The 13,988-nt window shown below is 56.9% G+C and carries 11 protein-coding genes and 1 pseudogene; 8 read left to right on the plus strand and 4 right to left on the minus strand.

Annotation, left to right across the window (positions count from 1 at the left end; genetic code table 11):
- Positions 1-313: 313 nt before the first annotated feature.
- From J2D73_RS19645 to J2D73_RS19660, 5 genes and pseudogenes are all read left to right on the plus strand, one after another.
- Positions 314-577 (plus strand): hypothetical protein, encoded by a 264-nt coding sequence (locus J2D73_RS19645; protein ID WP_207884069.1) that lies wholly within the window; start codon positions 314-316, stop codon positions 575-577.
- The gene (locus J2D73_RS21095) at positions 570-695 is read left to right on the plus strand and encodes a hypothetical protein (protein WP_279380963.1); all 126 of its coding nucleotides are present in this window, start codon (positions 570-572) and stop codon (positions 693-695) included. Before J2D73_RS19645 ends, J2D73_RS21095 begins: the two co-directional genes overlap by 8 nt.
- Positions 692-868 carry a hypothetical protein gene (locus J2D73_RS19650; RefSeq protein ID WP_207884070.1) on the plus strand — a complete coding sequence of 59 codons (177 nt, stop codon included), beginning with the start codon at positions 692-694 and terminating at the stop codon, positions 866-868. Before J2D73_RS21095 ends, J2D73_RS19650 begins: the two co-directional genes overlap by 4 nt.
- Positions 861-1,016, plus strand: a pseudogene (locus J2D73_RS21330) (helix-turn-helix domain-containing protein); the annotation flags it as partial. The gene J2D73_RS19650 and the pseudogene J2D73_RS21330, both read left to right, overlap by 8 nt.
- 17 nt (positions 1,017-1,033) lie before the next feature.
- Positions 1,034-2,065 carry a site-specific integrase gene (locus J2D73_RS19660; protein ID WP_243430120.1) on the plus strand — a complete coding sequence of 344 codons (1,032 nt, stop codon included), beginning with the start codon at positions 1,034-1,036 and terminating at the stop codon, positions 2,063-2,065.
- A 371-nt stretch (positions 2,066-2,436) separates the two neighbouring features.
- Here the strand turns inward: J2D73_RS19660 and J2D73_RS19665 are convergent, their stop codons facing one another.
- The 3 genes from J2D73_RS19665 to J2D73_RS19675 all read right to left on the minus strand — a co-directional run bounded on the left by J2D73_RS19665 (position 2,437) and on the right by J2D73_RS19675 (position 5,872).
- Positions 2,437-2,694: a hypothetical protein gene (locus J2D73_RS19665; RefSeq protein ID WP_207884075.1), complete on the minus strand. Its 258-nt coding sequence runs from the start codon at positions 2,692-2,694 to the stop codon at positions 2,437-2,439.
- 307 nt (positions 2,695-3,001) lie between these two features.
- Complete coding sequence (locus tag J2D73_RS19670) at positions 3,002-4,516, minus strand: carbohydrate porin (RefSeq protein ID WP_207884086.1); 1,515 nt, start codon at positions 4,514-4,516, stop codon at positions 3,002-3,004.
- Positions 4,517-4,528: 12 nt separating this feature from the next.
- Positions 4,529-5,872 carry a GntT/GntP/DsdX family permease gene (locus tag J2D73_RS19675; RefSeq protein WP_207884077.1) on the minus strand — a complete coding sequence of 448 codons (1,344 nt, stop codon included), beginning with the start codon at positions 5,870-5,872 and terminating at the stop codon, positions 4,529-4,531.
- A gap of 595 nt (positions 5,873-6,467) precedes the next feature.
- Between J2D73_RS19675 and J2D73_RS19680 the strand changes: the two genes are divergently transcribed.
- From J2D73_RS19680 to J2D73_RS19690, 3 genes are read left to right on the plus strand one after another with little or no spacing between them, the layout of a single operon-like run.
- Positions 6,468-8,819, plus strand: a complete 2,352-nt coding sequence (locus tag J2D73_RS19680; protein WP_207884079.1) for a CaiB/BaiF CoA-transferase family protein — start codon at positions 6,468-6,470, stop codon at positions 8,817-8,819.
- Positions 8,812-9,612 carry a crotonase/enoyl-CoA hydratase family protein gene (locus J2D73_RS19685; protein WP_207884081.1) on the plus strand — a complete coding sequence of 267 codons (801 nt, stop codon included), beginning with the start codon at positions 8,812-8,814 and terminating at the stop codon, positions 9,610-9,612. Before J2D73_RS19680 ends, J2D73_RS19685 begins: the two co-directional genes overlap by 8 nt.
- A gap of 17 nt (positions 9,613-9,629) precedes the next feature.
- On the plus strand, positions 9,630-11,183 hold the full coding sequence (locus tag J2D73_RS19690) for a hypothetical protein (protein ID WP_207884083.1): 1,554 nt from the start codon (positions 9,630-9,632) through the stop codon (positions 11,181-11,183).
- Positions 11,184-11,970: 787 nt separating this feature from the next.
- Here J2D73_RS19690 and J2D73_RS19695 read toward each other — a convergent pair.
- Positions 11,971-12,891, minus strand: a complete 921-nt coding sequence (locus J2D73_RS19695; protein ID WP_207884085.1) for a LysR substrate-binding domain-containing protein — start codon at positions 12,889-12,891, stop codon at positions 11,971-11,973.
- Positions 12,892-13,988 lie beyond the last annotated feature (1,097 nt).

Raw genomic sequence — 13,988 nt, forward strand, 5'->3', positions numbered from 1 at the left:
GCGGAACCGGCTCAGGAATTGACCTGAAGGTCAGATGCGCCTGTGGCTTCGAGAGCCGGGTTCGTCGGAAACACGTAATCAATGGAACGTCACTTATGTGTCTCGCGTGCTTTGGGAGAAGTCGCGCCGCTACCGTAATGGAGGCCGCGAATGTCTGAAAAGCAAAAGCCAGAGCGCGATGCCGATGGTTATTTCAACTGCTTCCAGATGTGGGTGAATAAGGCGTCATCCTGGATTGGCGGAACAAACCCAGCTTGTTGGGATGCTGCCGGAAGGCGTTGTCGCATAGGTGCTGATTTCATGCGGGCACGGGATGAAGGAACGTTCCCCGTTTATTACTGGTTCGGTGAAGGAGATCAGACACCGGCCCAACAGAGAAAATCGCAAAGAGCAGTCAGGAGCCGTCGATTTGGCTAAGAACCGCGCTCAGATAGAGCGAGATATCGCACAGCACTTTATGGACGCAGGCGTTCACTCGACCGCGGCGTTTATTCGGGCCCGAGATATTTTTGATGAGGTGCGCGACTGGGTGCGCGCGCAGGATGAAATGCACAGGAAGGAGATGGGGCATGTCTGACGCGATGGAACTGCCGCCGTTGCCGGAGCCGTTCGCTTTTTGGACAACAGGGCCACGAGGCGGCTTCATGGCGGAGAGGGAGCGTCGCCCCCTGCCTGCCGCCGGAGAACGTGGATGAGTGAGTCCATCGAACGCCACGAACAGGAAGCGATCCTGCGCGACCTGCTAGGAGATACACAGGATCGTTGCGAGGACTGCGCCAATTACGAGGACACAAACGAACGCGCCGAGCGGATCATGATCGAGATGCAGAGGATGAAGGTGAAGATCGTGAGGTGTGGGGATGAGTGAGGCGATTGCGCCGCTGCTGACGGTCTACAAGGCCGCAGCTATTGTTGGCTGCTGCGACGAGACGATCCGCCGTGCCATCAGGTCCGGCAAGCTCGCAGCCTACCGGCGCCCGAGATGCACACGCATCGCAATGAATGACCTCAAGGCATATCTGGACACGTATCATTGCCCCGCATCAGAAATGACAAGCCCCACCTGGAATTACGTCGCGGCAAATGGGCCATCGTCTGGTGGGAAGACGGACAGCGCCGCCGCCTCTCGACTGGCACAGAGGATGAGAAACGCGCTCGACAAGCCCTAGCTGACTTCGAGGGGCAGCTTGAAAAGCGCCCCCTCAAGATGTCTGTGGCCGAGGCGTTGGTTCGGTATGTTGACTCCCGCCGCGGTAAAATCTCCGCGGTGAAGCGACTTGAAGAGGCGGTTGTTCCTCTATCCCGTGCGATGGGGCATCTGCGCGTTGACCAGATCGAGCAGCGGACATGGGATCAGTATGCCGCCGGGCGCGTCCGAAAACCCAAAGCAGGCGAGACGTCGTCGGTCCTCGTGTCGCCGGGGACGTTGCGCAGGGAGTTCAATGTCCTCCGCGCGACAGCGCGCCGCGCATGGAAGGATGGGTTTCTTGTCAGGCCGCCGGAGATCGAGCCGCCGCGCGACTCAGCCCCACGCGACAGGTTCCTGACGAAGGCCGAAGCCAAGCGTTTGCTGGACGCGTGCACGACGCCGCACGTCCGGGCGTTCATGGCCATCGCCATCTACACCGGGGCGCGCAAGGGCTCTATCCTATCCCTGACATGGGACCGCGTTCACTGGGCGACCGGCATGATAGATTTTCAGGAACCGGGTAAGGCGATCACAGGCAAGCGTCGTGCAGTCGTGCCGATGACCAAGGCGCTGCGAATAGAGATGGAAGCCGCTCAATTACTCGCGAACGGCGATTACGTGGTCCATTGGAATGGCAAAGCGGTCCCGACCGGCCTGCGCTGGTCATTCGCCAAGGCGTGTGAGCGCGCGCAACTCGGATGGAAGCCGACACCGCATCATCTGAAGCATTCCGTCGCGTCGTGGTTCGCGATGGACCGGGTGCCGATTGATCAGGCCGCCGACTGGCTGGCGACTGACCCGGTGACTTTGCGCCGCGTCTACCGCAAATTCGACCCGTCATATCTGCGGTCCATAGCCGACGACTTCGAGCTTTAGGGTGCGGTCCACTTGGACCACTTCAGAATCTCGGACGGTGGCCTTATGCGCTTTTCTCGTATCCATTGGTTGTGGACTGTAGCGCATAAGCGTTTGAAATAGCTGTTTTGTCCATGCCCTCTCACGGCGGCAACAGGGGTTCGAATCCCCTATGGGACGCCAATTTTCTCCATTATCTTACACAATTACACAGTAAAACGATTGGCCGATTTTGAGCCAACCGTATACGATGAGCATGAGGTCCCAGCGGCCCCATGAAAAGGCTATGCCGGAGCCCGTCGAGGCTCGCCATGAAAGGCCGATCAAATCTCCCAAATTGCCCCGCCACTGGACGGTGCCGACGGCGAGAGAATTCACCGGGCTTTGTTCCTTCAGCCCAACCAGCCCGGCGGTGGCGGGACACGATCTCCGCCAAACTGGAATTTGGCCCGTTTCAGGGCACGCGCCCGCTGGAGCGCCAGACCATTCATGAACCGGTCGAGCGGTATGTGCATGGGGAGGTTCAGACGCGGGACGATGATCGCAAGACTCACATCCCGACCATCCTTCAGAACGCCATCGCACGGCTTACGCAGATCGACCTGCCACCGATGATTGTTCGCAGGTTCCGGGACCTGCGGGCTGCACACTACAGCGCGCCTCAGTCGTCAAACGACTGAACCTCGTCTCGGCGAGACGCCAGCACGCCATCTCAAGGATGGTACATAGAGGGTTCAAAAAACCTTCGTCTGTCTTCTTACCCAATAATAGTATCAATAAATTATGAGTCCGACATGGACAAAAAGGAGGCTTTTCGAACCCCCACCCGTAAAACGCTGTAAAATAGGCGGCGTCTTCGGCCCATAAAGCATCGACCGGGACGCCATAGTGGTCCGTTCAGTTGGTTCCCCGGCGACCGTAAGCAGCACAGCGTGGCCGCCGCGAAGACAAGCCGCGCTACATGATCTGGATGTGGCTTTTGAACCCGAGCAAAGCTGCGTCACGCAGATTATACTGCCCGTTGGGGTGTATGTAGTATTCAAAAAGCGGAGTGAAAATCACTCCGGGCATCACGTGTATGGCGTAGTTCGCTTCCATGACGATGGTGTTGTGCTGAACACCAGTTGCGTGATTGGGAAGTGCGCGGCGTTTATCGAGAAGATATTCGTCCGTCATGGTCACCCCATTGGCGATTTTTGTGTAGGTGAATGAGAAGCCCATCGTGTCGTAGGGACGTGATGAAAAAAATCCCCGGTTAAGCAAGGCTCCATAAGCAACGTATTCACGCAACGATGTATGCGGGTCGTTGTAGATTATGCCCCATAACGCGGTTAACCCTGAGTCTTTCTCGCGGTAATGCGTCAGACGTTGATCAAACATCGCCCACGTCGACCACGAGGCGCTGTGCGTTTTCGGTGCGCGGCGTGTCACGGCGTATGGGGCGCCGTATAAGTCGAAGAAGTTGTCGTTCTGCGGAGTGCTGAAAACCTGTCCGCCAATTTTGTAATGTCCCGGCAACGTACCGTTGTTGAATGACGGTTCCCAACCTGTTTCGATAGGAGCTGTGTAGCCAATAATGTTGGCGCCATTCAGTTTGAATCCTGTACGGTGCTGATACACCTGATAAATCCCATTTTCGATCGGATAGACGCCAGTCTGTATATAGACTTTGCGTATCGGACGTCCTCGTACACGGAATCCCCACGTGGATGCGGGATAACCCGCGGCGAAATTCGTGTCGGTGATACCTTTGGGACGGCCGCAAAAACTTCCACTCTGGAAGTTGCAGAAGAGCGGGCTGGCGGCGAAATCGGATATTTCCGACATACGCCCAGCAGCAATTGCAAGACGGCCACCATACAACGTTTCTTCGCCATACAGATAGACAAGATGGACGACGACGTTGCCACCGCCGCCGTAATCTTCGGATGCATGGTTCAGCCAATCGCCGAACATCCGGTTTGCGGTTGTCCCGTACCTCCCGACCGTGATCATGTGGGTTGCGAAACCGGGAAGCCCCGCCAACTTCTCCCAATCGATATCCAACTGCATCGCGTATTGGCCGGCGTTGCTGGCGCCCTGCCTGTAGTTGATGAAGCCGGGGGTCGCACCGCGAGTTGGGGGCGTAATTGCCCCAGCGAACTCGTTGGTGTTGTCGAGAAGAAAATTGATCCCCCTGTCACGTAGCCACTTTGATAGCGGGTTCGATACGATCGCCTCCGGATGAGAGAAAGGCGGCACGGTGGTCTTCGTGCTTGCGTTCGCAGGGAGCGGTGTGGAGACCAGAATGCTGGGTGCTGACCCGATATCGCGGTCCATGACCTGAGCGTGCGCGGGCGTCTTTTGCCAGAGTAAGATCGAAACGGCGAATAATAACCACGCGAAATTATAGAGTGCGCGTCGCGCTGCGACAGCAGCGAAGGCTGCGCACGGGCGTGGCCGGGTGCCGCGCCCTGGAAACTGTGATGTCATCATGTTTAGCGCCTAATAAATAAAAATCGAGGCAATCAAACAAAAGATCAGTCCGCATACCGCGATGATCGTTTCCAGAACGCACCATGTCTTGGCCGTCTGTGGCACGGTCAGTCCCAGATACTCCTTAATCTGCCAAAAACCGGCGTCATTCATGGGCCCGAACGCCACTGATCCGGCTCCGGTAACCAGCACCATGAGCGACGGCGAAACGCCGGACGCGTGTGACAAAATCGGCCCCACGATGCCGGAGGCCGTGGCCATCGCGACCGTGGCCGATCCGCACGCGACACGGACGATCACGGCGAGCATCCACGCCAGTACAAGCAACGGCATATGAGCGCCAAGCGCCGCGTCAGTGATGGCCTTCGACACGCCGCTGTCGATCAGAACGCGACCGAAGCCGCCGCCTGCGCCGATCAGCAACATGATGAGGGCTGTGGGACCAAGTGATTCGTTCGTGAACCGCAAGATCGTTTCCCGTGAGAAACCGCGCGCCTGCCCCAGAACGATAAACGACATTAAGGTCGCGGTGACCAAAGCGATGTCGGTGTTTCCTACGAAGTGCAGAACCGTGTTCGCTGTGGTCTGGGGCGCCGCCAGGACATCCGCAGCCGAGCCGATGAGCATGAGGACGACGGGACTGAGGATTGTAAAAACCGTCATATAGAAATTGGGGAGATTCGTGCGGGGTTCAGCGTTGACGAATTGCTGCGCGAGAGGGTTGGTCTTCGTGATGAAGACGCGTGAGGCGACGAAGCGCCCGAAAAGCGGGCCTGCGATGGCCGCGATCGGGGTCCCTATAACGATGCCGAGCAGAATGGTCTGTCCGATATTGGCGTGATAAGCACCGACGGCGAGCAGCGCGGCGGGATGCGGCGGGATCAGGGCGTGCGTGACCGACAGTGCGGCTCCCATGGGCAACGCTACACGCAAAAGAGGTGTGTTCGTGCGTTCGGCCAGGACAAACGCTAGTGGGATTAACAAAACAAATCCGACTTCGAAGAAAACCGGCAATCCGATCAGCAGGCCGATCAGCATCATCGCCCAGTCCACGCGGCTACGCCCGGCGATCCGCGTGATTTTCAGCGCGATGCAATCCGCCCCCCCGGATTCCGCGAGCATCTTGCCCAACATTGTGCCCAGCGCGATCACTATTCCAACGTGGCCGAGAACATGCCCGACTCCATTTTCGAAGGACGCGACGATTTTACCCGCCGGCATCCTCGCAACGAGAGCCAATGCGATCGATGTAACAAACAGAACGATGAAAGGATTAAGGCGTATCCAGGCGATCAGGATAACGATGGCGGCGATAGCCGCCGTCGCAAGAGAAATGGCAAAAATGGCGCTCATCTGATGGAGGCTCCGTTTTTCTTTTGACACTATCAGATAGAGACGGAGGCGCCAGATACGAAACCAAGTATCCATAGCTAAAAAAACGTGATTGCGTCCTGCGCTGATGAGAGAGAGAGTATTGGACTGCAAATGTCCAAGGAATATTTTTCGATGAAGGAACACTTATTGTCATGCCTTGAATGTTTTTGAGAAAAAGAAATTCATTTCGTATTTATAAGTAAATATGAAAATTAAGACGATCCTGATCTATGAAATTGATAAGGTGATGAGTTTTTCCAAATTCTCTGACGAATCTTCTAATGCGATCAATCCAGACGAGTGTGTATTCGTTTCACTAAGAAGTTCAAAATTTAACGTTATTTCGTCTTAATCGAGGCCAAATCCGTCTTAGACAGACGCTCGAAATCGGTCGATATCTTCATGAAAGATGAGCGGATCTTGTAAACGTCAGAATAGCGTCGTCGATTTGATAAAATATCATTCGTAGATGTGTGGTGACAAAAATATCGCTCCGCTTGCGTGACCATCCAGGCAGCCGGAAGCATCTGCACACGACGCTACACGAATAAGAAGTTTTCAAGGAGAATACATTATGATTAAGGAAGCGTCGTGCACGACTGACGCACCGCTTGCTGGCGTGCGAGTCGTCGAGATCGTCGAAGGCGCAATGTCCCTCACAGGGCGGTGGCTGGCGGACTTTGGCGCTGATGTCCTGCGCGTTGATGTTGAGGAGGACAGCTCCGTCACGTCGGATGATGGAACCTTTGTGACACACAGCGGCGTTGAGTTCCTGGCCTGGCATCGCGGAAAGCGCGCGCTTCGGATCAACCCGAGCGCGCCAGGTGACAAAACTGTCCTGACCGCCGAAATCGGCCGATGCGACATCCTGATCGAAGATGGCCGCCTTGCATCCTTATTCGGCCAGGACTTTTCAGCCGACGCTTTCCAGCAAGCCAATCCAGCGCTCGTCGTTCTCTCGATATCCGACTTTGGCGCTGACAGCCCCTGCGCCACCTGGCGCGCCACTGATCCCGTTCTCCATGCCCTCGCCGGCAGCCTGTCCCGCTCCGGCATTCCGGGACGCGCACCGCTCTTACCCCCGAATGCACTCGCGACTCCGTGCGCGGCCGCGCAGGCGGCTTTCGTCACCATGCTTGCATTCTTCGCCCGACTGAACAGTGGTCGTGGCGACTGGTTGGATTTCTCGCGTTTGGACGGCGTGGCGCAGACGCTGGATCCGGGCTTTGGCTCCGCAGGAAGCGCTGCGGCTGGGGTGCGCGCGTGTGACCTGCCGCGCGGCCGACCCGACGCACGCAATCAGTATCCGATAATTCGCTGTCTGGACGGTTTCGTCCGGCTGTGCATCCTCTCGCCGCGGCAGTGGCGCGGGATGTTCAAATGGATGGGTTCCCCTGCCGAATTCGCCGATCCCTCCTATGAAATGCTGACGACTCGTTCGACGTCCGACAAACTGACAGCTGCTATCGGCGCATTTTTCATGGACAAGACCCGGTCGCAGCTCGAAGGAGAAGGTCAGGCCCACGGCGTTCCCACAGCAGCCATGCTGATGCCCGACGAAGCCCTGGACACTGAGCAGAACCGCGCCCGTGCGGTATTCGAGATTTCGTCGCTCCGTGGCCATGACGTGCGGCTGCCGAAGACGCCGGTTGATCTCGACGGCGGTCGGATGGAGCGAGGCGCAGCGGGGCTGACGCACGATGACGCCCGTGCGCAAATCCTGCCGCAACAAGCGCTCCAGACGCGACAGAAATCGTCCGCCGCCCCCCTTGCTGGCCTCCGGGTGCTGGACATGGGCGTGATTGTGGTTGGCGCCGAGACCGGGCGCTTGCTGGCTGATGCAGGAGCGGAGGTCGTAAAAATCGAGAACCCGGACTTCCCTGATGGGCTGCGACAAAGCCGGGATGGCAGCCCTATGTCCCAATCATTCGCCTCTGGACACCGAAACAAGCGCAGTCTGAAGATCAACTTGCGAGACGAAGAGGGCAAGACGATTTTCAGGAACCTTATTGCCCAGGCGGATGTATTGCTGTCGAACTTCAAAACCGGCACGTTGGAGTCGCTTGGGTTCGATGAGGCGACCCTTCGTTCAATCAACCCGGCGCTTGTATCCATTGAGAGCGCCGCATTCGGTCGATCGGGCCCAAAGAGCCGCCAGATGGGCTACGGACCCTTGGTGCGCGCAGCAACAGGCCTGTCGGCGCTCTGGGCCTACCCCGGCGATCCGGGATCGTTTTCTGACGGAACGACCATCTACCCTGATCATGTGGCCGCCCGGATCGGCGCGCTGGCGGCCCTTGCGCTTCTGGTAAGGCGCAGGCGAACCAAAGTTGGCGGAACCGCCAGCATCGCTCAGGCTGAAGTCATACTGGATCACCTCGCCGTCGCCGCGCCGGAGCCGCGTAGCCACTTAGACTCTGCGGGCGAGAGGCTCCCCTGGGGCGTCTTCTCATGCGCAGGCGAGGACGACTGGTGCGTGGTCACGGTCGAGAACCAGGCGCAGCGCCAGCGCCTTGCGGACCTCATCGGCTTTGCACAGTCGGAGACAGGCAAGAGCGGCACAGGCGACGCACTGGAGCAGGCTCTGCGCGCCTGGCTCGCGATGCGCTCGTCAACACAGGCGATGCATCTCCTGCAAGACGCCGGCATACCTGCCGGGGCGATGTTGACGGTCGCCGAGATGCCAGATTTTGAGCACTTCGCGGCGCGTGGGTTCTTCCGCGAGGTGACTAATCCCATGTTGCGTACGCCATTCCTTGTCGAGACACGCCCAGTGAAGGCGCGACATCTTCCAGACCCAGATCACGCGCCTGCGCCAATGATGGGACACGACAGTGAGGCCGTTCTCCGTGAATGGCTCGGTTCTCCCAAGGGAAGCACGACGCAACATCAGAACGCCGACGATGAGGTGATTGAAAATGTCTGAAACGGCAACTGCACTTGTGGAACGAGAGCGCGAAGGCCATGTGCTGACGCTGCGCATCAATCGCCCTGAGGCGCGTAACGCAATCAATCTGGCGACTGCGATCGCCTTGGGCGACGCTCTGGACCAGGCAGAGGCAGACCCGGAAGTCCGCGTGGTCATCATCACCGGAGCGGGAGACAAAGCATTTTGCGCCGGCGCGGACCTGAAGGCGCTTGCGGCGGGCGAGATTATTACGCCGGAGGATGAGATTCGGGGCCCCCGTGGGTTCGCCGGGATTACGCGCCATACAATCAGCAAGCCGCTGATCGCGGCGGTCAACGGGTTTGCATTGGGTGGAGGGACCGAAATCGCGCTCGCCTGCGATCTGGTGGTCGCGTCCGAGACCGCCGCGTTTGGCCTTCCCGAGGTCCGGCGGGGCATCATGGCGGCAGCCGGGGGCGCGTTCCGCCTGATCGAGCAGATGCCCATGAAGTTGGCGATGGAGTTGCTGTTTACAGGCGATGCAATTCCCGCTGATCGCGCCCTGCGGCTCGGGCTTATTAACGCCGTCGTGCCTCAGCAGTATCTTATGAAGCAGGCGCTAAAGCTGGCGGAGCGCATCGTCGTCAACGCGCCGCTGTCGGTTCAGGCAAGCAAACGAGTAGCGAAAAGTCTACGCGGCGGGGCCTCGATCGAAGCAGCCGCGTGGAGCCAGAGCGCTGCCGAGATGAAGCGCCTGCACGCCTCCGATGACGCCCTCGAAGGCGTGAAAGCATTCGCCGAGAAGCGCGAAGCCGTGTGGAAGGGACGTTGAAGCAGAAAATGAGCAGCATGAAGAACGCTCCCAACACGCCTGTCGTCATTGGTGTCGGTCAGTCGGTCGACCGGCTCGACTCCCCCAACTACCAATGCTGGTCTGCCGCCGATCTGGCGGCCCAGGCGGCCCGCAACGCGTTTGCGGATTGCACTGCTCCGGCGGCATTGCTTGCTCGGATCGACGCGATCGTGACAACACGGACCTTCGAGGATTTCTATGGGGCGCCGGCCCCGTTCGGGAAGTCGAGCAATTTTCCGCGCTCCGTCGCGAAACGCCTGGGCATAAACCCGCCGCACGCAATCTGGTCGCAAGGGGGCGGCAACTCACCACAGGATCTGGTGAATGAGTTCTGCCAACGGATTGCCCAGGGGGAGTTTGAAGCCGTGCTCCTGTGCGGGGGCGAAGCGATTTCCACGATCCGCAATGCACAGCGAACTGGGCAAACTCTAGATTTTGGGGAGGATCCTGATGGTGAAGTCGAAGATCGCACCTCAGGGATCGATAAATTTCGTGAAGAGCTAGCCAGGCGGCACGGCATCCTCAATGCCTCCATTGGCTACGCATTGGCCGAAAACGCGCGCCGCGCGCATCTTGGCCTGAGCCGCGTCGACTATGCGCTGGAGATGGGCCGGCTTTTCGCCCCCTTCGCCGCGACCGCCGCCACAAATCCGATGTCAGCCTGGGACGTTCCGTCCTATTCGGCCGAAGAGCTTGCAACGGTGACGGGCGGCAATCGATGGGTGGCCGACCCGTTTCCGATCCGGATGGTCTCGCGCGACCAGGTCAATCTCGGGGCGGCAATCCTGATCGCATCTCGTCGCGTCGCGGAGGAGGTCGGTATACCAGCGGAGAAGGTGGTGTATCTGCACGGCCACGCGCATGCGACAGAAAAGCCTTTTCTGGAGCGTCCGGATATCGGTAGTTCGCCCGCAGCGCGACGCACCGCGCGTCTGGCCATCGAGCGGGCAGGCATAACCGTCGCGGACATCGCCGCCTTCGATTTTTACAGCTGCTTTCCCATTGCGGTCTCCAACGTCGCCATCGATGAACTCGGATTATCCGCAGATGATCCGCGCAAATTGACTGTGACCGGTGGACTGCCTTTCTTTGGCGGGCCGGGCAACAACTACGCGATGCATGCAATCGCAGAGATGGTTAAGGTAGTTCGCGCACGCCCGGGAGCGGCGGGCCTCGTCGGCGCCAACGGCGGCTGGTTGTCGAAATACAGCGTGGGCATTTACTCAGCAGTTCCGCGCCCGTGGCGGGACTGGAGGGACGAGGCGCTGCAGGCTGAACTCGACGCTGCTCCCGCGCTCACGCCGGATGCGACATTCGCCGGCCACGGCTGGATCGAGACCTATACGATCTTCAGTGTGAAGGGAACTCCGCGATACGCCGTTATTTTAGGTCGCTCCTCCGAGGGCTTACGGTTCATTGCACGCACCGCCGAGAGCGACGACGAAACGATCAAGGCCATGCAAGACAGTGATCCACTGGGACGCCTCGTCTACGTTCATAGCGACGCCGACGGAGTCTGCCATTTTCATTTTCTTGAAGAAGGATCATGAACGCTACATCAACGAGATCGGATTACGGTGGCATTCACGACGCAGGTCGGATCTCCGCGGGCAAAGTATGAGGAATTCGAACGAATCACTAGTCACAGCTAAGGTCAACGCCGACAAAAGTTGCAAAAAAAAATTACCGACCACACGCGAGTTTTGTGTCAACTTCCCGCGGTGCCTCGCAACACTAGCGCACCGCTTTAGGTCGGCTACAAGCCACTCGGTTATTTATACAAACAAAGAATAATATTCACTTATTACTTTGTTTTTTAAAAAATCGACACAATGCCACGCGCGTGCGCAATTACGCAGGGGCGTAAGCCTTAGCGGCCACGGCGGGTAGGAACAGCATCCGGCGATGCAACAGCTTTATTTCGATTATGTTCAACTTCTATTTGGACGCCGGGTAAGGAATCACAACTCCTTCTCCGCGGCGCCAGCAGCAGTTGGCGTCTTTTGCGGTAGTGTTACCGTCGTCCCCACCACATCTGCGCGCGGACAGATCCTTCCAAGAAATGTCGCCGCAATAATGATACAGCAAAGCTTCAACAAACCGACTGCACCTGCAGCAAGCTCGCTGGCTAACCTTAGCAAAGCATGTATAGATCTCGCACGCAACGCCACAGCTGTCGCGTGCGCCATACCGCCACGTCCCACAGAAAAAAAGGAGCATAAAAGACGATTGACAGCACAAGCTTATAACGTCCGAGCAAACCAACCTTGAGTCCAGCCAACGCTGCGCTATAGAAGCAAAGACTTTCGTGGCCGATCAAACACGGGAAAACTGTTTTTAAGCCCTTTCCTCGCTACGCGTGGCTAAAGTGATAGGCGTCCCCCGAAGCGCCATGGCCCAACAAGCCTGAACAAGCGGCGTTGCATTTCCTGCGCGACGAACAAGAGAGAAAGGCACCTGTCGATCAACAGCAAGAGGCCTTCCTACCATCGTAGAATCCGTAAGCCTATCAACTTGAAAATCGAATATTGCGGCGATCATGCGATCTGATTCACGTATGCGCGTTAACAAACTATCGCATAATTCTGGCATTTGCAGCAGTTTCGCCCCCGCATCCTTGAGTGGCGAATACACAGTGTCGAACAGTTTCGGGTTATTCGCGCGCGTGAACACTACAACCACGTAATCACGCAATTCAGCCAGCGTTACCTGGCTGCGCACGGCTAATGGATGAGAATGGGGCATCATCAGTTTGATTCGACCTCGGTGCAAAGTGGCAACATCAAGGTCCGAATGATCTACGTCGCCCGACACAAAAGCCAAATCAAGATGACCAGAGCGCACACGATCAATCAATGTCGGCGTCCACCCTATATCGAGTTCGATACTGACATCAGAATATAAAGAAGAAAATTCCTCAATAAGACGAAGTCTCTCCGGAATTAAATTGCTATATGGCGGAGCTCCCACGCGCAGCCGGCTTTCCCCTTGGCGCTGCAACTGAGCAGCAAGCGATTCCGACGCAGCGATTGAGGCCGCAAGAGTTCGAGCGACTTGAAGAAATTCAGCCCCACGTTTAGTCAACGCGACATTACGCGTGTTCCGAATAAATAGTGGAAAACCAATCTGGTCCTCAAGCTTGCGTACACGCGCGGAGAGCCAGGGCTGCGCTACGTGCAACCTCTCTGCTGCGCGCGTGAATGAAGCCTCTTCTGCAATCACGACAAATTGTGCAATCGTCCTTGGATCAAGCTTCACGAGCAAGGTCTCTTTCAAAAACGCTTAAGCCTCAAGTGACATCTCAATAGCTATTTTTCAATGTTATCGCGAGTGATCGCAATTTTTTGAACGATACTTTGAGGCCACTCCAAGTGTATTTATATACATGATACTCCGACACGAAGCCACACCCATCCTCAAAAGTAGGCTCGTTTATTTATTCTACATGAGATTAATTCTGGCTCCATGAGGAGACCGAGCAGCGATAGCTGCGTTGGTTGATGGACGACTAGATAAGTCATCTGCTGCTGTTCCATCCCACGGGGCCTTCGTCTTACGCGAGTAGACGCCCATCGTGCGTTAACCGGAATCGCTTTATTTGACCAGCAATGATGCGAGCTGGCGCTACGCCCCACGGGGACATGGCCCGCGTAAAACGCTCGAAATTTCATAGAAACATTGACAAGCGATAGACATATTGATCTGGAATTCGAGCCGCCTTTCGGTCTACACAACTGAACCTGAGACCCTGATGAATGATGCACCTTACCTACAGGCGTGTCACACGACTTCGGGCATGCGGTGAGCAGGAAAAGAACTTAGACGCCCGACCGCTTGATCAAAGATGAAATGAATACAAAATCACGCGTGGCAAATCATCAGGACGGGCGAACGTTGAATTCATTTATGACCGCTGAGCAGGTCCGCAATTATGCCAGCCGCCGCTCTGTTGAATTGCCTTACGGCAGCACAATGGGTTCTGCCTGATCGGGCCATAACGCCGACAGGTTCAGAGACCCTCCGGAGGAAAGTTAACTAAGTGCCACATTCCAAGAGGGGGTATTAAAATTCTCCAAACATAACGTAACAAAAAACTACTGACGCAGTTGAATTACAAAGCATGCTCGGTAGTCTCTAGGGGTGGTGTATTGTAGTGTAGCTCCGCAACAACTGCAACAGATGTGCAAGCATCCACCTTTCTGTCAGCTGCGTCGCTGCGGCTGTCATGTTCTATTAATAGTTCGTGGTCTTTACTACGCCTGCGGTCAGCGCGGGAGTAACACAATATCGCTCGGAACGCCTAAGAGCCTGTTTGGAAAATCGGTCTGATGTGATTCAAGCTCTGGATGTGGACG

The organism is Acetobacter sacchari, from assembly GCF_017377715.1.
In the GTDB taxonomy this organism is placed as follows: domain Bacteria; phylum Pseudomonadota; class Alphaproteobacteria; order Acetobacterales; family Acetobacteraceae; genus Acetobacter; species Acetobacter sacchari.

Coding starts and splice junctions, on each gene's coding strand:
- J2D73_RS19645 (WP_207884069.1), top strand. CDS start 314: ATGAAGGAACGTTCCCCGTTTATTACTGGTTCGGTGAAGGAGATCAGA.
- J2D73_RS21095 (WP_279380963.1), top strand. CDS start 570: ATGTCTGACGCGATGGAACTGCCGCCGTTGCCGGAGCCGTTCGCTTTT.
- J2D73_RS19650 (WP_207884070.1), top strand. CDS start 692: ATGAGTGAGTCCATCGAACGCCACGAACAGGAAGCGATCCTGCGCGAC.
- J2D73_RS19670 (WP_207884086.1), bottom strand. CDS start 4,516: ATGACATCACAGTTTCCAGGGCGCGGCACCCGGCCACGCCCGTGCGCA.
- J2D73_RS19675 (WP_207884077.1), bottom strand. CDS start 5,872: ATGAGCGCCATTTTTGCCATTTCTCTTGCGACGGCGGCTATCGCCGCC.
- J2D73_RS19680 (WP_207884079.1), top strand. CDS start 6,468: ATGATTAAGGAAGCGTCGTGCACGACTGACGCACCGCTTGCTGGCGTG.
- J2D73_RS19685 (WP_207884081.1), top strand. CDS start 8,812: ATGTCTGAAACGGCAACTGCACTTGTGGAACGAGAGCGCGAAGGCCAT.
- J2D73_RS19690 (WP_207884083.1), top strand. CDS start 9,630: ATGAAGAACGCTCCCAACACGCCTGTCGTCATTGGTGTCGGTCAGTCG.